Below are 19,264 nucleotides of genomic sequence, written 5' to 3' on the forward strand. Positions count from 1 at the left end.
ACCTCCGGGCTATGCTCCCGGGCAAGGCGGGGTCGTAGCACAGAGGTAGTGCGCCTACACAGCATGGAGGAGGACGCCGGTTCGAATCCGGCCGCCCCGCCCCTTCAAGGCAGCGTTCACGCGGGGTCCCGTGTCTCCCGGGGCAGCCCCGAGTCCAGGGTCGTCAGGGCCCGGTCGATCAGGTCTCTCAGGTCGTCCCTGTGGTCGTGTTCCGCCCAGTACATCGTCGCTTCCTGGAGGCCGCCGATGAGGGCCATCGCGTAGACGCGGACGTCCAGGTCGTCGGGGTCGCGGCCGGTGCGTTCGGCCACGACTCGGCACAGCATGCGGCCGGTGACCGACATGCTTTCCATCATCCGGGACCGTACGGACGGCACTTCGACCATGAGGCGGGTGCGCAACACCGTGGCCTCGGGTTCTTCCTGAGTGCCGAGGGTCAGCACCCTGCGCAGGACGTACCGCAGTGAGTCGATGAGCGGTTCGTCGGCGGGCCTGGCGCGGAGTTCCTCCTCCAGGAGCGGGTCGAACTCGTCGGTGAGGACGATGTCCTCCTTGGTCGGGAAGTACCGGAACACGGTGCTCGGGGAGACCTCGGCCGCCTCCGCGATCTGCTCGACGGTCGTCGCCTCGTACCCCTGCTCGGTGATCAGCCGGTAGGTCGCGTCACGGATCGCGATGCGGGTCTTGATCTTCTTGCGCTCCCGCAGCCCCGGGCGGGGTGGGTCTGCGGGTGGGGACGGGGGCTGTGCGGTGGCGGACATGCTCTTCATTGTCGGACATCGGAGGGTGGCGGGGCCATGTCCGGGCGTGTATCGGGTTGCGGGTCCGATGCCGGTTCCGCGCCCGGCAGCAGGAGCGCCGCGAGCAACGCCGTGACCAGGGCCGCGATTCCGCTGACGATCAGGACGAGCCCCATGCCGTGCATGTAGGCGGCGTCGGCGGACGCCGTGAGCGACGCGTCGCCGATCCGCTCCGCGACCAGGTGCGCGGCCACCACCGACTCCCGCGCGGTGTCGGCGGCCCCCGCTGCCAGCCCACCGGTGTCGACCTCGCGCGCGTACGCGCTCGCAAGGAGCGAGCCGAGCAGCGCGATCCCGAGCGCGGTACCCACCTGCCGTACGGTCATCAGCAGCCCCGACCCGCTGCCCGCGCGCTCCGCCGGCAGCGTGCCCAGCGCGTTGTCCATCGCGGGCACCACGGACAGCCCGAAGCCGAGCCCGGCGAGCGTCAGCCACAGCGCCGTGAACCCGTACCCGGAGCCGACCTCGGTACGGCTGCCGAGCAGCGCCGCGAACGCCGTCACCACGAGCCCCGCGCTGATCACCGCCCGCGCCCCGAACCGCGGTACGAGCATCGCCGCGCCTCGCGCCGCGACGAGCAGCCCGCCCATCATCGGCAGCATCCGGACCCCCGTACCGAACGCGTCGTTGCCGAGGACGGCCTGGAGGTACAGGGGCAGGACGAACATCAGGCCCGACAGCACGAACATCACCAGCGTCGCGGTGAGCGTGTTCAGCAGGAAGCCGCGCCGCCCGAGGAGCGACAGGTCCAGCATGGGCCGCGCGGACCGCCGTTCGCGCAGGACGAGTCCGGCGACAAGGGCGACGGAGGCCGCGAACAGGCCGACGATCAGCGGGTCGCCCCAACCCCGGTGCGGTGCCTCGATCACGGCGAAGATCAGGGCGCCGAGGCCGCTCGCCGTGAGCGCCGTGGAGACGAGGTCGACCCGGGGCGCCGACGGGTCGCGGGTCTCGGGCAGCAGGAAGACGCAGGCGGCGACGCCGATGGCGACCATCGGGACGTTGACGAGGAACACCGAGCCCCACCAGAAGTGGTCGAGCAGCCAGCCCCCGACGATCGGCCCGAGCGGCAGGCCCAGCGCCGACGCGGCCGACAGCGCGCCGACCGCCTTGGTCCGCTCGTCCGGTGCGAACAGCGACGGCAGTACGGCGAGGGCGAGCGGCATCACCAGGGCGCCGCCGACGCCCATCACGGCACGGGCGGCGACAACGAGCGCGACACCGTCGGCGAGAGCGCCGAACACCGAGCCGACCAGGAAGACACCGAGCCCTGCGATGAGGACGCGCCGGCGCCCGAAGCGGTCACCGAGGAGACCGGCCGGGAGCATCAGGGCCGCGAAGACGATGACGTACGCGTCGGCCATCCACTGCTGCTCACCCGTGGACGCGCCGAGTTGGGCGGCCATCGTCGGCAGCGCCACATTGAGGATCGTCAGATCGAACCCGAGCACGAGCAGACTCGCGACCAGGGCCCCGAGGGCCCACCAGCGGCGGGGATCACGCCGCGCCTCCGAATGACTGGTGACAGCAACCATGAAGTGAGAGTAACTGTCAAAAGGTGGTGTGTGTCAATGGTGAGGGTGTTCGGGGGCATGGGAAAGTGGCCACGGCGGTGGTGCTGCCGTGACCACGGGGGAGGGGGTGCGTCGGGGGCTACGCGCTGAAGTCGTACTCCAGGATGTAGGAGCCCGAGTCGAGGGTCATCTCGTTGACTTCGACCACCCTGCCGTCCTCGGTGGAGGCGGTGCGGCAGATCAGCATGACCGGCGTTCCCGTTGCGAGTTGGAGCTGGTCGGCCTCCTCCCGCGAAGGCATCCGCGCCCGCACCTCTTCACGGAACCGCGCGGGCGCGTGCCCCAACTCGGCGAGCCGGGCGTAGATCCCGCCGGCCCCGGTGTCTGTCTCGGTGATGGCGGACCCGGCGACGAGATCGGCGGGGAGATAGGAGACGGCGAGGAGGACGGGTTTCCCGTCGAGCACGAAACGCCGAGCACGTACACAGAGGGGTTCACCGGCGGGGACTTCCAGCACCCGGGCGATGGCTTCCGGCGCGCCCTCTTCGCGTACGGAGACCCGGTCCACGACGAGTTCCCGTTCCCCGACGTCCGAGTCCCAGACGGACCTCCCCGACACCCACTCCTCCCGCGCGAGCCGCGCGATCCCGTGCCGTCGCAGTTCCATCCGGCCTCATCCCCTCACCTCTCAGGGCATGTCGTACTCGGCTGACAGTTGGTGGTTCTGTCCGAGCAGGTCCATGGCGTACTCGGTCACCATGCCGTGCTGGTCCCAGTAGTGGTTGGTCCAGGCGAGAACCGGCGTGTCCGGCGGAACCTCAAGGAGCGGTGCCAGGTCTTCCGGTATGCGGCGGAGCGTCACGGTGTCCCGCCTGCGCACGGCTCGGCGGCCGGTCCGCTCCTCGATCAGGCCGAAGGTCATCGTGGGCAGCGGCTCCGTGGAGAGGAGTTCCGGGGCGCTCGCGGCGAAATCGCCTGGCAGCCACGAGGTCGACAGGGCCACCACGCCCTCGTCGTCGACGTACCGGCGCTGCCGCTTGATGACCGGGGTGCCCGCGTCCAGGCCCAGCGCTTCGGCGACCTCGGCCGGGGCCGGTTCGAGTCCCGCGCTCAGCATCTCGACCCGCTCGCCGGGCCGGACCCCGCTGCCGCCGACGCGGAGCATCCGCAAACGATCGGGTCCGGTCGTCTGCTTCCGTCCGAGGTCGGCGAAAGTGCCCTGGGTCGAGGAGCGTACGTACCCCTCGGCCTGGAGTTGCTTGATGCCCTTGGCCGCCGTGGCGGTGGCGACGCCCCACTCCTCGGAGATCTCCGCGATGGACGGCAGCTTCGCGTCCGGAGCGATCTCCCCGTCGAGGATCTTCTGCCGGAAGTGATGAGCGATCTGCATGAACGGCGGCAGCTCACGCCTGACCCGGGGTGCCATCTCGCCTCCAGTGTTCGCCTGAGCGCACTTGAGAAACGTAAGCTAGCATGCGGATTATCCTACGTAAGCTAGCTTACGCTCCCTCCGTGACGCGGCAGTAAATGGTGGCCGTGACTCTCTGAGTCGCGGCCACCTGGGGAACGTAGGAGTGGTGACCCTTACTGGTACGCCACCAGTGAGATGCCCACGTAATGCACCACGAACGCCGCCAGTGTCAGTGAGTGGAACACCTCATGGAAGCCGAACCAGCGTGGTGACGGGTTCGGGCGTTTGATGCCGTAGATGACTCCGCCCGCGCTGTAGAGCAGGCCGCCGACGATCACGCAGACCAGGACCGCGATGCCGCCCGCGCGCATGAAGTCGGGCAGGAAGAAGACGGCTGCCCAGCCCATCGCCAGGTAGCAGGGCGTGTACAGCCAGCGTGGCGCGCCTACCCAGAAGACGCGGAAGACGATGCCGGCCGCCGCGGCGGCCCAGATGCCCCACAGGAGCACCTGCCCCTTCGCGTCGGGCAGCAGCAGCATCGTCAGCGGTGTGTAGGTGCCCGCGATGATCAGGAAGATGTTGGCGTGGTCCAGCCTGCGGAGGACGCCGTCCGCCCGCGGACCCCAGTTGCCTCGGTGGTAGAGCCCGCTCACGCCGAAGAGCAGGCACGCGGTCAGTACGTAGATTCCGCAGGCGACACGCGCCCGGGGCGAGTCCGCGAGCGCGGTCAGCACCAGTCCGGAGACGAGTACGGCGGGGAACATGCCTGCGTGCAGCCAGCCACGTAGCTTCGGCTTGACCTCACGGGCGGGATCGGATGGTTCCGTGAGGGCGTCGGGGACGGGCGCTGTCATATCGGAATCCTACGGGGAGTCCGTGGGCGCCGGGGGGTGCAGGCCCCTCACTGTTCACAGGGTGGTCAGGCTCACGTCGCTCATCCGTGAGGCGCTCTGGACAGATGCGCGGTCGCGTCGGATGATCATATGAGTGCGGTCGGCACCGGATGAGCGCCAAGATTCATCACCGTGAAGCGTCCGGGTCGCAGCCCCCAAGGGGCATAACAAACAAAACCCCTCAATTAGGAGCAATCGTGGCGCGCGACATCGCGGCTCCCCTCTCTACCGGCATCACTGGCACCACCAGCACAGCCCCCACCACCCACGACGGCCTGATCGCCTGGGTGAACGAGATCGCCGAACTGACTCAGCCGGACAGCGTGGTCTGGTGTGACGGTTCCGAAGCCGAGTACGAGCGTCTGTGCGAGACGCTCGTGGCCAAGGGAACGTTCAAGAAGCTCGACCCCATCAAGCGCCCGAACTCGTACTACGCGGCCTCCGACCCGACCGATGTCGCGCGGGTCGAGGACCGTACCTTCATCTGCTCCGAGGAGGAGAAGGACGCCGGACCCACCAACCACTGGAAGGCCCCCGCCGAGATGCGGGCCCTCTTCCAGGGGGAAGACGGTCAGGGCGGGATCTTCCGTGGGTCGATGCGCGGGCGGACCATGTACGTCGTCCCCTTCTGCATGGGCCCCCTCGGCTCCCCCCTCTCCGCGCTCGGCGTCGAGATCACCGACTCCGCGTACGTCGCCGCGTCCATGCGCACCATGACCCGCATGGGACAGCCGGTCCTCGACGAACTCGGCTCCGACGGCTTCTTCGTGAAGGCCGTCCACACCCTCGGCGCCCCGCTCGCCGACGGCGAGGCCGACACCCCGTGGCCGTGCAACTCCACGAAGTACATCTCGCACTTCCCGGAGACCCGCGAGATCTGGTCGTACGGCTCGGGCTACGGCGGCAACGCCCTGCTCGGCAAGAAGTGCTACGCGCTGCGCATCGCCTCCGTGATGGCCCGCGACGAGGGCTGGCTCGCCGAGCACATGCTGATCCTCAAGCTCACACCGCCGCAGGGTGAGTCGAAGTACGTCGCCGCGGCCTTCCCGTCCGCGTGCGGCAAGACCAACCTCGCGATGCTGGAGCCGACGGTCCGCGGCTGGACCGTCGAGACGATCGGCGACGACATCGCGTGGATGCGGTTCGGCGAGGACGGGCGGCTCTACGCGATCAACCCCGAGGCCGGTTTCTTCGGCGTCGCGCCCGGCACCGGCGAGCACACCAACGCCAACGCCATGAAGACCCTGTGGGGCAACTCCGTCTTCACCAATGTCGCCCTCACCGACGACGACGACATCTGGTGGGAGGGCATGACCGAGGAGACCCCGGCCCACCTCACCGACTGGAAGGGCAACTCCTGGACACCGGAGTCCCAGGCGCCCGCCGCCCACCCCAACGCCCGCTTCACCGTGCCCGCGTCGCAGTGCCCGATCATCGCCCCCGAGTGGGAGGACCCGAAGGGCGTGCCGATCTCGGCGATCCTCTTCGGCGGGCGCAGGGCGAGCGCGGTGCCGCTGGTCACCGAGTCCTTCGACTGGAACCACGGTGTGTTCCTCGGCGCCAACGTCGCCTCCGAGAAGACCGCCGCGGCCGAGGGCAAGGTCGGCGAGCTGCGCCGCGACCCGTTCGCGATGCTGCCGTTCTGCGGCTACAACATGGGCGACTACATGGGCCACTGGGTCGACGTCGCCAAGGGCAAGGACGCCGCGAAGCTCCCGAAGATCTACTACGTGAACTGGTTCCGCAAGAACGAGGCGGGCAAGTTCGTGTGGCCCGGCTTCGGCGAGAACAGCCGCGTCCTGAAGTGGATCGTGGACCGGCTCGACGGCCGCGCCGAGGGCGTCGAGACACCCATCGGCATCCTGCCGACGACGGACGCCCTGGACACGGACGGCCTCGAACTGGCCGCTTCCGACCTGGAGTTCCTGCTCACCGTCGACAAGGAGGTGTGGCGCGAGGAGGCCGCCCTGGTTCCCGAGCACCTGAACACCTTCGGTGAGCACACGCCGAAGGAGCTGTGGGACGAGTACCGGGCGCTGGTGCAGCGCCTCGGCTGACCGTCCTCGGCACGGCAAAAACGGTAAAGGTGGCACCCGGTCCGCGCGACACTGCGGGAGCGCGCGGACCGGGGCCGTCTATGGGGGGGGCCTGCCTCAGTGGGCCCCGGTGAGTTCCCGGGCCGCGTCCGCCGCCGCTTCCGCCTCCGGTGCCGGAGACCGCGCCCCCTCCGCCGCATGCGCGTCCATCCGCTCCGCCGCGAGGATCGCGGCGCCCGTGTCGGCGCGCGAAGCCGCCACGACCAGGGCCCGGCCGGCGAGGGCGTGGGCGCGCGCGTGCAGGGCGTGGACGTGGTGGTCCGCGACGGCGGGCGCCGTGGACCGTACGGGCGGAGTACCGCCGCGCAGCCGGGCCACCTCCCGCGCGAGCCGATCGGCCGCCGCGTCGAGATCGCTACCGGCGCCCAAGGCACGCAGCTCGTCCGTGACGGCGAGCAGCGCCGCGAGGTGCCCGGCGAGCTGGATGTCCAGCTCCTCCTCGCGCGAGCGGTGCGGGAAATCGGCGGGGACGTCGGCCATCGTGTGGACCGACTTGGTGCGGATCGGTTCGTACATGGGACGGCCTCCTCTGGAGTGACAGAAACCATCCTAGCTTAGATTCAGTCTAAAGTTGAGCTGAGTCGGAAACTCCGCCCCGGAGCCCGTGCACCCTTGCCCCGAGGCCCCGAGCACCCCCGTCCCGGACCCCCGAGCACCCCCGTTCCGGAGCCCCCCACCCCCCGTTGCATACCGGGATCACCCTGTCACCCCCCGTTCACCCGACGCCGCATGGAACGTTGAATTCCGGGAGCACGCTCCTCCCGTGAAACGCATCCTGGGACTCGTCCTCGCGGTGCTGCTGATCGGCGGCGTGGCAGTCGCCGTCGTGGCGGGCCGCACTGGTAAGGACGCAGGCACGGCAACGAAGACCGTGCACGGAGTGATCGGATCGGAGAAGGCTGAGTTCTTTTCCGATCCCGATGTGGTGAAGGCCCTCGCCGCCAAGGGCTTCACCGTGAAGACGGAGACGTCCGGCTCCTGGGCCATGGAGGGACGCGACCTCAAGGGGTACGACTTCGCGTTCCCGTCCAGCAAGGCCCCCGCCGACGAACTCGCCGAGAAGCACGGCGTGGACCAGCCACTCCCGCGCCCCTTCTACTCGCCGCTCGTCGTCGTCGCCCACCACAGCGCGGCCCAGGTCCTCGCCGACAACGGCCTCGCGACCCTGCGCCCCGGCTCGTCCGACGCGGGCGGCACCGAAGGCGGCTCCGGCACCCTCAAGATGGGCGCCTATCTGAAGGCCGCCGAGGCCGACCGCACCTGGCAGCAGCTCAAGGGCGCCGACAAGTTCGGCGAGCTGACCGGCGCGCTGTCGATCACCAGCACCGACCCCAACACCTCCAACTCGGGCGCCCTCTACCTCGCCGCCGCCTCCTACGTCGCCGACGGCGGCCGGGTCGCCGCCGACGACAAGGACATCGCCCGCACCGCACCCCTCCTGCACAAGCTGATCTCCGTACAGGGCTCGCAGCAGAGCAGCTCGGACGCCCCGTTCCGCGACTTCATCAGCGGTGTCGGCAACCCGCTCGTCCTCGTCTACGAGTCGCAGGTCGCCTCGCTCCTCTTCCAGGGGCAGGACCCCGGCGACCTCACCGTGCTCTACCCGGACACGACAGTCCTGAGCGACCACACCGTCGTACCGCTCACCCCGCAAGGCCGTGAGCTGGGTGAACTCCTCGGTACCGACAAGCGGTTGCGGCAGCTCGCCGTACGGCACGGGTTCCGGCCGCAGGGGGCGGGCGCCGAGTTCACGGCGGCGACCGCCGACCACACCACGTATCTCAACCAGACGCTGAGCGGCTTCCGGCAGGCTCCCGTGCCCAAGGCCGGGGTGCTGAGGAAGATGGCCGCTCGCGCGGGGGACCAGGAGACCAGCCAGTGACCACGCCAGACAGCCTCATGCCGCCCGAGCCCGAGCTGACGCTCACCCCGCCGCAGCCCGTCGCCGCCGTCCCGCGCGAGAAGGCCGGCGGCCTCGTCCCGGTCGACGACTCGGTACGGGACGCCATGGAGCGCCGCGCCGCCGAGTACGTCGACGGACTCGCCGCACTCGACGCCCGCTCACCCGAGTTCACCTCCCGTATCGGCGAGATCGTGGCGCTCGGCAACGGCGAGATGCGCGGCGCCGCCGCCCAGTCGAACCGCATGCTCCAGCGCACCGTCCGCTCCCTCCCCGCAGGCGGTGGCGACGACGTGACCTCACGCGTCTCCACATCGCTGGTCGAACTCCGGCGCACGGTCGAGGACCTGGACCCGCGTGACGTGCCTGGCGGCAAGGCGCGCCGACTCCTCTCCAAGCTCCCCGGCGGCAACAAGCTCCGCGACCACCTCGCCAAGTACGCCTCCGCGCAAGGCACCCTCAACAAGATCGTCGGCTCGCTCAGGGGCGGCCAGGACGAACTCCGCCGCGACAACGCGGCCCTCCAGACCGAACGCGTCCGCCTCTGGGAGACCATGGGCAAGCTCCAGGAGTACGCGGTCCTCACCCAGGCCCTGGACGAGGCGGTCGAGGGCCACATCGCGACCGTCGACCTCACCGACCCGGTCCAGGCGGACGCCCTGCGCGCCGATGTCCTCTTCCCGGTCCGCCAGAAGCACCAGGACCTGCTGACCCAGCTCGCCGTCTGCGCGCAGGGCTACCTCGCGATGGACGTCGTCCGGCGCAACAACGACGAGCTGATCAAGGGCGTGGACCGCGCCGCGACGACGACGGTCTCGGCGCTCCGTATCGCCGTGATGCTGTCGTCCGCGCTGGACAACCAGCGCAAGGTCGTCGAGCAGGTCAACGCGTTGCGCGGCACCACCGAGGACCTGATCCGGGGCAACGCCGAGATGCTCGCCACCCAGTCCGGCGAGATCCAGCGCATCGCGGCGGACCCGGCGGTCGGCGCGGAGACGCTGCGCGCGGCGTTCCAGCAGATCTACCGCACCCTCGACGCGATCGACACGTACAAGGTCCAGGCGACGGAGTCGATGGCCGTGACCGTGGAGTCCCTGACGTCGGAACTCCAGCAGGCCAGTACGTATCTGGCCCGCTCGCAGGCCAACAACTCCCTGGAAGGCGGGGCGCTGTGAATCGCACACCAGTGCCCCGGTCCGCGCCCCTGTCCGGGGGAAGACGCTCCGCCCTCGTCCTTCTCCTCGCCCTTGCGGCGGCGGCCTGCACCACGTCCACCGACGACAAGGCCGACCCGCAGGAAGACCCCAAGTCCCCCCGTACCCTCCGCGTGTTGGCGTCCTCCGAGCTGTCCGACATGAAGCCCGTCCTGGAGCAGGTCCAGAAGGACACCGGCATCACCGTCGAGCCGACCTACACCGGCACGGTCGACGCCGTCGAGCAGTTGGCGGCCGGGAAGACCAAGGGCCGCTACGACGCCGTGTGGCTGTCGTCCAACGACTACCTCACCCTCCGCCCGGAGGCCGCCAAGGCGGTCGCGTCGGAGACCCCGATCATGTCCAGCCCGGTGGCCATCGGCGTCAAGCGGTCGGTCGTCACCCGGCTGAAGTGGGAGCCGACCGACGTCACCTGGTCGCAGGTCCAACAGGCCGTGGCAGACGGCAAGTTGACGTACGGAATGACCGACCCCGCGCGCTCCAACTCCGGATTCTCGGCGCTGATATCGGTCGCGTCCGGTCTGTCGGGCGCGCAGTCCGCGCTCACGACCGCCGACGTGCAGAAGGCGACCCCGGCCCTGACGGAGTTCTTCAAGGGCCAGAAGCTGACCTCCGGCTCCTCCGGCTGGCTCGCCACCGCATACGCCCGCCGGGGCAACGTCGACGCCCTCATCAACTACGAGTCGGTACTCCTCGGCAACGAGACCCGCGCCGACCTCACCGTCATCCGCCCCCGCGAAGGCGTCGTCACCGCCGACTACCCGCTGTCCTCGCTCACCTCCACCGACCGCGCGACCCGTGAGGCCGTGCGCCGCCTCACCGACCGGCTGCGCTCCCCGGAGATCCAGCGGCAGATCACCGACACCACCCTGCGCCGCCCGGTCGTCCCCTCCGTGAAGCCGGCCGCCGCGCTCGACGCCGACAAGCGCCGCGAACTGCCGTTCCCCGGCAGCCGCGCCGTGGCCGACGGCCTGATCGACGCGTACGAGAACAAGCTCCGCAGGCCCTCGCGGACCGTGTACGTCCTGGACACCTCCGGGTCGATGCACGGCGACCGGCTCACCCGGCTCAAGAAGGCGCTGAGCGATCTCACGGGGGACTTCCGGGACCGTGAGGAGGTGACGCTGATGCCGTTCGGATCGCAGGTCAAGGAGGTCCGTACGCATGTGGTGAAGCCCGCCGACCCGCAGGCCGGGCTCGACGCGATCCGCGCCGACACCGGCCGCCTCACCGCCCAGGGCGACACCGCCATCTACACCTCGCTGCGGAAGGCGTACGAGCATCTGGGGCCCGACGACGACACGTTCACGTCGATCGTGCTGATGACGGACGGCGAGAACACGACCGGCGCACCGCCGCAGGAGTTCGACGCCTTCTACAAGGATCTGCCGACCGCCCAACGGGACATCCCGGTGTTCCCGATCCTGTTCGGCGACTCGGACCGCGCGGAGCTGACGCACATCGCCGAACTGACCGGCGGGCGTCTGTTCGACGCGCAGACGGGCTCGCTCGACGGCGCCTTCGAGGAGATCCGTGGCTACCAGTAGAAGAGCCCTCGCGTATTTGGAGTCCCGTAAGAATCTGACCGGCTGTGCGTGCGGTCTGGTCGGGCTGGTCCTGACCTTCACGGGTCTTGCGGGCGCCTACTGGCCCGTGGTCGTCGTCGGCCTCTACGGCGCGGGCGCCCTCGTCGCCCCGCCGGAGCGCCCGGCCGCGCCCGACTTCCCGGACCCCGCCGAGCAACTGGACGCGCTGCGGGAGGACTTCGCGACCCTGCGCACGTATCTGGAGTCGGTGGAGCTGCCGCCCGCCGCCGCCGGACGCCTCACCGAGCTGACCGAACTCCTCACCGCGCTGCTCGACCCGGGCTGGGTCGCGCAGATCCTCGCGCAGGACCCGGAGAGCGTGCACCGGCTGGCCCGCGCGATCCGGCAGGACATCCCGGAGTCGGTCGACACCTTCGTCCGCACCCGCTGGTGGACCCGGCTCACACCCGGCCAACTGCCCCCGGAACGCCATCTGGAACGGCAGTTGACCCTCCTGCACGACGAGGCCGACACGCTGGCCGCCGCGCTGCGCGAGACGGAGGCCCGCCGCCAGGAGTCCCATACGCGGTATCTGGAGGAGCGGGGGCGCTCCAACTAGCCGGTATTTATTGGCAGTTGGGCGGGGTGGCCGGTCATCCGCCGGTGCCCGGTTTCGTCCCCCACACATACACCGCGTCGTCGATCGCGAGCAGGTTCCACAGGGTTTTCGCGTCCGCGAGCCGGAGGTTCACGCAGCCCGCCGAGCCGCCGCCGTCGAACAGGTCGTCGGGGCGGCCGTGCAGGGCCTGCCCGCCGTTGAAGAACTGCGCGTACGGCATCGGGGCGTTGTGGTAGAGGGTCGAGACGTGGTCGCGGTCGCGCCAGTAGATGGCGTGCCAGCCCTTCCGGGTCTCCTCGCCGTCCCGGCCGGTCCGGATCGGCACCGGGGCGAAGACCACCTTCCGCCCCTGCTGGACCCAGAGCAGTTGCCGGTCGAGGTCGACACAGGTGACGCGGAAGTCCCGGACCGGGCACTTGCCCGCCGCGTTCGGGTTGGCGCGGGCCTTGAGCGCGGTCATCGTGCGGTAGGTGACGAGCCGGGCGTAGCCGTCGGCCGGGGTGAGGGACTGGGCCTTCTGGAAGTCGCGGATCGCGGCGCAGTCGGCGGCGGACTGGACACCGTCGACCGGGCGTTTCAGATACTCCTCCATCGGGCGCTGATAGGGGCCCGTGGGTGCGGTGCAGGCGGCGGGGGCGGCGGTGCTCACGGTCGCCGGGGCGGCAAGCGTGAGGGCGAGCGCCGCGCCCACGGTGGTGAGCGCGGCGACCCGCCCGCGTATGCCGCCCCGGCGGCTGTCGGCGTCACGCCTCATCGGGGTCTCCGTCCGTGCGGATGCTGTTGGTCCGGCAAGCTGTCGGTCCGGGGAAGCAGTAGGACCAGGGCTACCAGGGCTACCAGGACCCGGCGATCCGCGCCTTCGGGGTCGGCCGTACGGCCTACTTGTCGCCCTTGCCCGGCTCACCCCGCTTGTTGCTGAGCTTGACGGTGAGCGTCTGGTCGGATTTCACGGTGTACGGGCCGCTGACCGTGTTGCCCGGCAGGACGTACCCCTCGGGCACGGCCGTCTCGCGCAGGTAGTACGTGCCCGGGACCGCGTGGTCGAAGACGCAGACGCCTGCCGTGTCCGTGGAGCAGCCGGGTCCGGTACGGGTGTCGCGGGCCCCGCCCGTCTGGAGCCCGGGGACGCCGTTCGTCTCCCGCCACAGTTCGAAGACCGCGCCGGCCAGCGGCTTGCCGTTCTTGGCGTCGGTCTTCAGCAGCTTGAGCTTGCCGTCCTTCGGGGGGACGGGCGTCTTGGTGTTGTCGGCGGTGACGGTGACTCCGGCCGCCGCGTTCCCGTCGTTGAGGTCGAGCGGTCCGAAGACGGGGTTGGCGGGGAGGTCGTAGCCCGTGGGGGCCTTGGTCTCGCGCCAGTAGTAGACGCCGGTGTCGACTCTGCGTGCGCAGATGCCGTTGGCGCCGGTGGTGCAGGAGGCGCCGACGCGGGTGTCGGGGCGCGTGCCGCCGGTCTGGAGCCCGGGGACGCCGTTGGTTTCCCGCCACAGCTCGAAGACGGCACCGGAGAGCGCTGCGTCCGTCTTCGCGTCGCGCTTGACGACCCGGACCTCACCGGTCACGGGCGGCACCACCGTCTTGGTGTCCTCGGCGGTGACCGTGACGCCCGCCGGCGTGTCCGGCGCCAGGACCAGCGGTCCGAAGACGGGGTTGGCGGGGAGGTCGTACCCGGCGGGGGCCCTGGTCTCGACCCAGTAGTACGTGCCGGGGTCGACGTCGCGGGTGCAGATGCCGTTGTCGCCGGTCGCGCAGGGGGTGCCGACGCGGGTGTCGGGGTCGGTGCCGCCGGTCTGGAGCCCGGGGACGCCGTTGGTCTCCCGCCACAGTTGGAAGACGGCGCCGGAGAGCGGGGCGTCCGTGTCCGTGTCGCGCTTGATGACCGTGACCGGGGCCGGCTGGTTGACGACGCCCGAGCAGTCGGGCAGGTCACCGTCGAAGGGGTACGCGTGGAACTCCTGCCCACCGCCCCCGCTCGCGGCGCTGGTGTGCGTGACCGAACCGGTCGTGAAGAAACGGCCGTTGATCCCGGGCAGGGTCACGGTGGTCTGCGAGTTCGGGTTGCCGATGAGCACGCTGCCCTGGAACTGGCCGGTGCCCACCAGGTCCACGGTCGACGCGTCCGGGAAGTTCCACAGCAGCCGGGGGCGGAGCTGGTTGAGCGGATCGGTGTCCGCGATGCCGCCGCTGTAGGTGTTGATGGTGCGGGCGGCGCCGACGAGGTTGACGAGGACGGTCGCGTTCGCGGGGATGTTCCGGAACACCAGGCCCTGCTGGCCGCCGTTCGCGCTCTGCAGGTTGAAGTCGACGTTGAACACCTGGAGCGCGGAGGTGTTGTCGCCGGTGAAGACGGTCTCGCCGCCGTTGTTGACGGCGGTGCCGGTCGCGGGGCGGGTGCCGTTCGCGGTCCGCGCGTAGCAGTGGCTGGCGTTCGTCAGCGCACCGCGCAGCGGGAGGTACGGGTTCACCGCGTTCGGGTCGGCGACGGAGGTGCCGACGATGGTGCCGTTGGCGGCCCCCGCGTGCCGGACGACGCCGCCCTCGGCGAGGAGCCGCTGTCCGCTCGCCACGGTGACGTCACCGCCGGTGGTGAGGAAGTCCGCGCCGTTGGGCGGCGGCACCCGGGAGCCGACGCCGACGATGCCGACGTTGTAGACCGCGCTGGCCCCCGCCACCTTGTTCTGGTCGAAGTCGCCGAGAACGACGATCCGGCCCTCGGCCTCGGCGGCGCGCTGGCGGACGTGGAAGTCGCCGCCCGCGAAGATGTTGATGCCGTTGTCGCGGCCCTGGATCGGACCGTTACTGACCGGGGGATACGGGTTGGGGCAGTCACCCGGGACGCACGGCCCCAGGCCCCCCGGCAGCGGGGCGGCACTGGCGGGGGTGGCGCCCGGTCCGAGTGCGATGACGGGTGCGGTGGCGGCGGCCAGGGCGTAGGCGAGTCCGGTGGCCCAGGTGCGCCGGCGCAGCTTGGTGAGCATGGCTCTCATGGCGCCGTTCTCGCACCCCGGCGCCGCACCGCCCCCGGCAGACACTCGACCGCGCCCGATTGCGGTACGACAATCACCCGCCCGGGGTGGTGTTCGGCGCGGCGAGCACCGACCCTTGGCCCATGGACGACTTGAGCGCACGGGACTTCCACTGGCGGGCCGACTCCAAGCCGTGGTTCGTGGAGCAGGGGATCTTCCCCCTGGCCCCCCTGCTGCCCCTGACCGCGCTGTTCGCCTTCGTCGCACCGGTCGTGGCGTACCTCTGCGGATTCGCGGGAGTCGTGCTGACCGCCGCGGAGTCGCGGAAGTGGATACGCACCTGGAGGTCGGTGACCGACATCCGGGTGGCACCGGACACCGGCCACCTCGTCCTGCGCCAGCGCTACGGCCGCACCCGCACCTACCCCCTCGACTCGCTCACCGCGCTCCGCCCGCTCCAGGTCGGAGCCGTCTCCTTCGTGTCCGCGGCGCCCGGCGAGGACGAGGAGCGGACCGAACGCGACGAACTCCTGCTGCGCCTCTGCCTCGGCGACCGCGTCCACACCACATACCCCGGCCCGCACCGGACGGCCCAGTTGGCGCCACTGGTGGCGGCGCTGCGCCGGGCCTGCCCCGGCATGGCCGTCGCCGACACCGAATTCCGCAGGCCGATTGCCGTGGACGACGACGAGCGGGGCGCGTCACTGGGCTGAGGGGCGGGTTTTTCCTGTACGGGGAAGCGGCGCGGGTCGAGTCCCGGGGTGGTGCGCGGGCTGGTGCGCGGGGTCGGGTGCGGGGCCGGGTGCCGGGGTCGGCGGATCAGCGGACGCCGTGGGGGCGGAACTGGATGCTGATACGGGGGCCCGTGGCGCGGGTGGTCTTCGGGATGGCGTGCTCCCAGGTGCGCTGACACGAGCCACCCATGACGATGAGGTCGCCGTGGCCGAGTGGACGCCGGACGGTGGACCCTGCGCCACCCCCTCGGGGGCGCAGCAGGAGGTCGCGCGGGGCGCCGACCGACAGGATCGCGACCATCGTGTCCTCGCGGTCGCCCCGGCCGATGCGGTCGCCGTGCCAGGCGACGCTGTCGCGGCCGTCGCGGTAGTAGCAGAGCCCGGCCGTGGTGAACGGCTCGCGCAGCTCGTCGCGGTAGTGGGCGCTGAGGGCGGTGCGGGCCTCGGTGAGGACGGGGTGGGGGAGGGGGTCCTCGGCGCCGTAGAAGCAGAGGAGCCGGGGTACGTCGACCGTGTTCTCGTACATCTGGCGGCGCTCGGCGCGCCACGGGACGTCGGCGGCGAGCCGGGTGAAGAGGGCGTCGGCGCCGTGCAGCCAGCCGGGCAGGACGTCGATCCAGGCGCCGGCGCCGAGGATGGTCCGGCGCATTCCGCCGAGCGCGCCTGGCCGGCCGAGCCGGATGCCGCCGGTCTCGTCGGGGCCGGTCTGGTCGAAGAGGGAACCCTGAAGATGCGCGCGCACCTCTCCACCGTACGCCGCTATTCGAAAATATGCTCGATTAGGGCTGACCGTAGCCGTCGAGGAAGGTACCGATACGGGTGATCGCGTCCCTGAGCTGGGTGGCGGGCGGCAGGGTGACGACGCGGAAGTGATCGGGCTCGGGCCAGTTGAAGCCGGTGCCCTGGACGACCATGATCTTCTCGGCGCGCAGCAGGTCGAGGACGAGTTGGCGGTCGTCCTTGACCTTGAACACCTTCGGGTCCAGGCGCGGGAACAGATACAGCGCGCCCTTCGGCTTCACGCAGGTCACACCCGGGATCTGCGTCAGCAGCTCGTACGCCGTGTCCCGCTGCTCCTTCAGCCGGCCGCCCGGCAGCACCAGATCGCCGATGGTCTGCCGGCCGCTCAGCGCGGCGACCACGCCGTGCTGCCCCGGCATGTTCGCGCACAGCCGCATGTTCGCGAGGATCGTCAGACCCTCTATGTATGAGTCGGCGTGCGCCCTCGGCCCGGAGATCGCCATCCAGCCGACGCGGTAACCGGCGACCCGGTACGCCTTCGACATCCCGTTGAACGTGAGCGTCAGCAGGTCGGGCGCCACGGCGGCGGTCGGGGTGTGGGTGGCGTCGTCGTAGAGGATCTTGTCGTAGATCTCGTCGGAGCAGACGAGGAGGTTGTGGCGGCGGGCGATGTCGGTCAGCCCGCGCAGCACGGTCTCGTCGTAGACGGCGCCCGTGGGGTTGTTGGGGTTGATGATGACGATGGCCTTGGTGCGGTCGGTGACCTTCCGCTCCACATCGGCCAGGTCGGGCATCCAGTCGGACTGCTCGTCGCACCGGTAGTGCACGGCCGTCCCGCCGGAGAGGGACACGGCGGCCGTCCACAGGGGGTAGTCGGGCGCCGGTACGAGGACCTCGTCGCCGTCGTCCAGCAGGCCCTGCATGGCCATGACGATCAGCTCGGAGACACCGTTGCCGATGAAGACGTGCTCCACGTCGGTCTCGATGCCGAGGGTCTGGTTGTGCATGACGACGGCGCGGCGGGCGGCGAGGAGGCCCTTCGCGTCGCCGTATCCGTGGGCGTCCTTGAGGTTGCGGAGGATGTCCTCAAGGATCTCCGGCGGGCACTCGAAACCGAAGGCTGCCGGGTTGCCCGTATTGAGCTTGAGGATGCGGTGCCCTGCGGCTTCGAGGCGCATCGCCTCCTCCAGGACCGGGCCCCTGATCTCGTAGCAGACGTTGGCGAGCTTCGTGGACTGGATCACCTGCATGCGGGCAACTTTACGGCGGGGTATCGGGCGCCGCGCGGTGTTGTCCCCCACACGGGGGCCGTCCTGCCACCGGTCTCCGCCCCGCGCTCGGCTTGCATCCCCGGCCACCCGCCCCGCCGGATCTGGGTGACGGGCGCCCCGCCGGCCCGTAGTTTCGCCCCCGGGGGCGCGGGGCAGCGGCATTTTCGCCCCGTACTGCGGCACCCTTCCTCGCCGGGCACCGGCACCGACGCATCGGTGGCCGCCTTCCGTTCCGGGGGCCGCTGTGACTATCCGGCCATAGCGAGTGCGTCGGCGAGGAGATCGCGCCCGTGGGTCTGCTGGGGCAACATGCGGTAGAGGGCGAGGGCCCGCGTGCGGGTCAGCCCGGTGCGGTAGGAATCGGGCAGCTCGGCATACGCCTGGGCGGCGATGTGAGCGGCTTGCTCGCGGTCGCCGTCGTGGGCCCGGCAGGTGGCCTCGTCGATCGCGATCAGAGCCCGCGTCATGAGCGAGGGTGCCCGCGACAGCTCCAACGCACGGGCCTGCGTCGCGTACGCCCGCCCGGTCTCTCCCAAGAGTGTGAGGGCCTGGCTCATGTGGACGTGGTGCTTCTGTTCGGGGTATCCGAACCAGGTGTCGGCCTGCTGCTGCGGTGTCAGCCGCTCGGACATCGTCTCGACGTCCGCAACGAAGGTCAGGGCCTTGTCCGTGTGACCGCCGATCGCGTACGCCCGGGACGCGACGGCGGATGCCAGCGCGGCGGCGGCGGACGGCTGCTTGCCCGCCAGCCGGCGGGCCTTCTCGGCGAGTTTGGCGGCGGCCTGCGGGACCCCGTAGTTCAGCGGCACCATTGCTTCGCGTCCGAGAACCCACGAGTGGAGGAGGCGGTCTCCGGACTCCTCGGCAGCGCGGGCGGCGGTGTGGAACCAGCCGTGGGACTCGCGGTGCTGCCCCAGGTCGTGGAGGACGATGGCGACCATTCCGGCCATCTGCCCGGTGACATGGCACATCTGCGTGCGGCTCTTGACGGGCTGCGGCAGGGCGAGGAGGGGTTTCATGCCGTCCACGTCTGCGAGCATGTCGGAGAGGACGTCGGCGGGGGCCTGCCCGTGGTAGCCGTACCCGTACCGTTCGGCGGTGCTCTCCCAGTAGCCGAGATCGGCGGTGGTGGCGTCGGCGGCGAGGGCGGTGTCGATGTCGTGGCGGGTGGTTGTCAAAGCGGCGAGCCCGGGACCTGCCAGACCGGCAGCGAGCGCGCCGCGTAGTACGTCGCGGCGCTTCATGGGGTCGTCTCCGGCTCCCTCTGATCGTTGGTGCGCGGGAGTTGATGGCTCCCACGGCCTTGTCGCCAAGCCTAAGCGGCGGCCGGGAATCCGTAGTCCGTCGCAGACTTTCTCCAGCGCTTGCAGGGTCGTGACCGTGCCGTCGCCGCGTGCGAGCTTCCCGACGCGTTCGGCCTTGATCGCGGTTGCTTCGCTCAGCCGGTTGAAGCTGATGCCCGCTTCGTCGTGGGCCAGATGGAAGACGGCACCGATGTCCCGGCGGGCGAGAGCCGCCGCCATGCGGCGGTCTGCCAGCAGCGATGCCGGAAGTGCCGCTGGTGACAGCGGATAGTCCATGC

Annotated in this window: 16 protein-coding genes, 1 tRNA gene and 1 pseudogene; 7 read left to right on the forward strand and 11 right to left on the reverse strand. The window is 70.5% G+C overall.

Annotation, left to right across the window (positions count from 1 at the left end; genetic code table 11):
* Window positions 1-26: 26 nt before the first annotated feature.
* Window positions 27-101, forward strand: a tRNA-Ala gene (locus tag ACIQNU_RS12175).
* Window positions 102-116: 15 nt separating this feature from the next.
* On the opposite strand, the gene ACIQNU_RS12180 is transcribed toward ACIQNU_RS12175, so the two are convergent.
* The 5 genes and pseudogenes from ACIQNU_RS12180 to ACIQNU_RS12200 all read right to left on the reverse strand — a co-directional run bounded on the left by ACIQNU_RS12180 (window position 117) and on the right by ACIQNU_RS12200 (window position 4,579).
* Window positions 117-761 (reverse strand): TetR/AcrR family transcriptional regulator, encoded by a 645-nt coding sequence (locus tag ACIQNU_RS12180; RefSeq protein WP_401364744.1) that lies wholly within the window; start codon window positions 759-761, stop codon window positions 117-119.
* A 5-nt stretch (window positions 762-766) separates the two neighbouring features.
* Window positions 767-2,335: an MFS transporter gene (locus tag ACIQNU_RS12185; RefSeq protein WP_401364747.1), complete on the reverse strand. Its 1,569-nt coding sequence runs from the start codon at window positions 2,333-2,335 to the stop codon at window positions 767-769.
* A 118-nt stretch (window positions 2,336-2,453) separates the two neighbouring features.
* A pseudogene (locus ACIQNU_RS12190) lies at window positions 2,454-2,975 on the reverse strand (GntR family transcriptional regulator); the annotation flags it as partial.
* A 27-nt stretch (window positions 2,976-3,002) separates the two neighbouring features.
* The gene (locus ACIQNU_RS12195) at window positions 3,003-3,740 is read right to left on the reverse strand and encodes a GntR family transcriptional regulator (protein ID WP_401364750.1); all 738 of its coding nucleotides are present in this window, start codon (window positions 3,738-3,740) and stop codon (window positions 3,003-3,005) included.
* A gap of 158 nt (window positions 3,741-3,898) precedes the next feature.
* Window positions 3,899-4,579 (reverse strand): hemolysin III family protein, encoded by a 681-nt coding sequence (locus ACIQNU_RS12200; RefSeq protein ID WP_401364753.1) that lies wholly within the window; start codon window positions 4,577-4,579, stop codon window positions 3,899-3,901.
* Window positions 4,580-4,815: 236 nt separating this feature from the next.
* Here ACIQNU_RS12200 and ACIQNU_RS12205 point away from each other — a divergent pair, with 236 nt between their 5' ends.
* Window positions 4,816-6,675, forward strand: coding sequence for a phosphoenolpyruvate carboxykinase (GTP) (locus tag ACIQNU_RS12205; RefSeq protein ID WP_401364755.1), 1,860 nt, complete (start codon window positions 4,816-4,818; stop codon window positions 6,673-6,675).
* Between the two features lie 96 nt (window positions 6,676-6,771).
* On the opposite strand, the gene ACIQNU_RS12210 is transcribed toward ACIQNU_RS12205, so the two are convergent.
* The gene (locus ACIQNU_RS12210) at window positions 6,772-7,230 is read right to left on the reverse strand and encodes a hypothetical protein (protein ID WP_401364758.1); all 459 of its coding nucleotides are present in this window, start codon (window positions 7,228-7,230) and stop codon (window positions 6,772-6,774) included.
* Between the two features lie 247 nt (window positions 7,231-7,477).
* Here ACIQNU_RS12210 and ACIQNU_RS12215 point away from each other — a divergent pair, with 247 nt between their 5' ends.
* Genes ACIQNU_RS12215 through ACIQNU_RS12230 form a run of 4 tightly spaced genes read left to right on the forward strand, consistent with a single transcriptional unit; the run spans window position 7,478 to window position 11,973 of the window.
* Entirely contained in the window at window positions 7,478-8,596 is a 1,119-nt protein-coding gene (locus tag ACIQNU_RS12215; protein ID WP_401364761.1) for a hypothetical protein, read from the forward strand.
* 17 nt (window positions 8,597-8,613) lie between these two features.
* Window positions 8,614-9,789 (forward strand): toxic anion resistance protein, encoded by a 1,176-nt coding sequence (locus ACIQNU_RS12220; protein ID WP_401365609.1) that lies wholly within the window; start codon window positions 8,614-8,616, stop codon window positions 9,787-9,789.
* Entirely contained in the window at window positions 9,786-11,375 is a 1,590-nt protein-coding gene (locus ACIQNU_RS12225) for a substrate-binding domain-containing protein (RefSeq protein WP_401364764.1), read from the forward strand. The genes ACIQNU_RS12220 and ACIQNU_RS12225 overlap by 4 nt, the downstream gene beginning before the upstream one ends.
* Window positions 11,362-11,973: a hypothetical protein gene (locus ACIQNU_RS12230; protein ID WP_401364767.1), complete on the forward strand. Its 612-nt coding sequence runs from the start codon at window positions 11,362-11,364 to the stop codon at window positions 11,971-11,973. The genes ACIQNU_RS12225 and ACIQNU_RS12230 overlap by 14 nt, the downstream gene beginning before the upstream one ends.
* A 34-nt stretch (window positions 11,974-12,007) precedes the next feature.
* On the opposite strand, the gene ACIQNU_RS12235 is transcribed toward ACIQNU_RS12230, so the two are convergent.
* Both ACIQNU_RS12235 and ACIQNU_RS12240 read right to left on the reverse strand, forming a co-directional pair.
* Window positions 12,008-12,727: a L,D-transpeptidase family protein gene (locus ACIQNU_RS12235; RefSeq protein ID WP_401364770.1), complete on the reverse strand. Its 720-nt coding sequence runs from the start codon at window positions 12,725-12,727 to the stop codon at window positions 12,008-12,010.
* A gap of 124 nt (window positions 12,728-12,851) precedes the next feature.
* Window positions 12,852-14,957 carry a choice-of-anchor A family protein gene (locus tag ACIQNU_RS12240; RefSeq protein WP_401364773.1) on the reverse strand — a complete coding sequence of 702 codons (2,106 nt, stop codon included), beginning with the start codon at window positions 14,955-14,957 and terminating at the stop codon, window positions 12,852-12,854.
* 122 nt (window positions 14,958-15,079) lie between these two features.
* Here ACIQNU_RS12240 and ACIQNU_RS12245 point away from each other — a divergent pair, with 122 nt between their 5' ends.
* A complete protein-coding gene (locus ACIQNU_RS12245) occupies window positions 15,080-15,649 on the forward strand; it encodes a hypothetical protein (protein WP_401364776.1) in 570 nt (189 codons plus the stop codon).
* A gap of 106 nt (window positions 15,650-15,755) precedes the next feature.
* Here the strand turns inward: ACIQNU_RS12245 and ACIQNU_RS12250 are convergent, their stop codons facing one another.
* The 3 genes from ACIQNU_RS12250 to ACIQNU_RS12260 form a co-directional block, all read right to left on the reverse strand.
* Window positions 15,756-16,412: an alpha-ketoglutarate-dependent dioxygenase AlkB gene (locus ACIQNU_RS12250; RefSeq protein WP_401364778.1), complete on the reverse strand. Its 657-nt coding sequence runs from the start codon at window positions 16,410-16,412 to the stop codon at window positions 15,756-15,758.
* Between the two features lie 37 nt (window positions 16,413-16,449).
* On the reverse strand, window positions 16,450-17,661 hold the full coding sequence (locus tag ACIQNU_RS12255; RefSeq protein ID WP_401364781.1) for a pyridoxal phosphate-dependent aminotransferase: 1,212 nt from the start codon (window positions 17,659-17,661) through the stop codon (window positions 16,450-16,452).
* Window positions 17,662-17,930: 269 nt separating this feature from the next.
* Entirely contained in the window at window positions 17,931-19,262 is a 1,332-nt protein-coding gene (locus tag ACIQNU_RS12260) for a hypothetical protein (RefSeq protein WP_401364784.1), read from the reverse strand.
* Window positions 19,263-19,264 lie beyond the last annotated feature (2 nt).

Origin of the sequence: Streptomyces sp. NPDC091292 (assembly GCF_044757265.1) — a bacterium.
Lineage (GTDB): Bacteria > Actinomycetota > Actinomycetes > Streptomycetales > Streptomycetaceae > Streptomyces.

Excerpts from the sequence above, each read along its gene's own strand:
- ACIQNU_RS12245 (WP_401364776.1), top strand. The coding sequence starts at position 15,080 with ATGGACGACTTGAGCGCACGGGACTTCCACTGGCGGGCCGACTCCAAG.
- ACIQNU_RS12180 (WP_401364744.1), bottom strand. The coding sequence starts at position 761 with ATGTCCGCCACCGCACAGCCCCCGTCCCCACCCGCAGACCCACCCCGC.
- ACIQNU_RS12220 (WP_401365609.1), top strand. The coding sequence starts at position 8,614 with ATGCCGCCCGAGCCCGAGCTGACGCTCACCCCGCCGCAGCCCGTCGCC.
- ACIQNU_RS12255 (WP_401364781.1), bottom strand. The coding sequence starts at position 17,661 with ATGCAGGTGATCCAGTCCACGAAGCTCGCCAACGTCTGCTACGAGATC.
- ACIQNU_RS12235 (WP_401364770.1), bottom strand. The coding sequence starts at position 12,727 with ATGAGGCGTGACGCCGACAGCCGCCGGGGCGGCATACGCGGGCGGGTC.
- ACIQNU_RS12210 (WP_401364758.1), bottom strand. The coding sequence starts at position 7,230 with ATGTACGAACCGATCCGCACCAAGTCGGTCCACACGATGGCCGACGTC.
- ACIQNU_RS12195 (WP_401364750.1), bottom strand. The coding sequence starts at position 3,740 with ATGGCACCCCGGGTCAGGCGTGAGCTGCCGCCGTTCATGCAGATCGCT.
- ACIQNU_RS12260 (WP_401364784.1), bottom strand. The coding sequence starts at position 19,262 with ATGGACTATCCGCTGTCACCAGCGGCACTTCCGGCATCGCTGCTGGCA.
- ACIQNU_RS12185 (WP_401364747.1), bottom strand. The coding sequence starts at position 2,335 with ATGGTTGCTGTCACCAGTCATTCGGAGGCGCGGCGTGATCCCCGCCGC.
- ACIQNU_RS12200 (WP_401364753.1), bottom strand. The coding sequence starts at position 4,579 with ATGACAGCGCCCGTCCCCGACGCCCTCACGGAACCATCCGATCCCGCC.
- ACIQNU_RS12240 (WP_401364773.1), bottom strand. The coding sequence starts at position 14,957 with ATGAGAGCCATGCTCACCAAGCTGCGCCGGCGCACCTGGGCCACCGGA.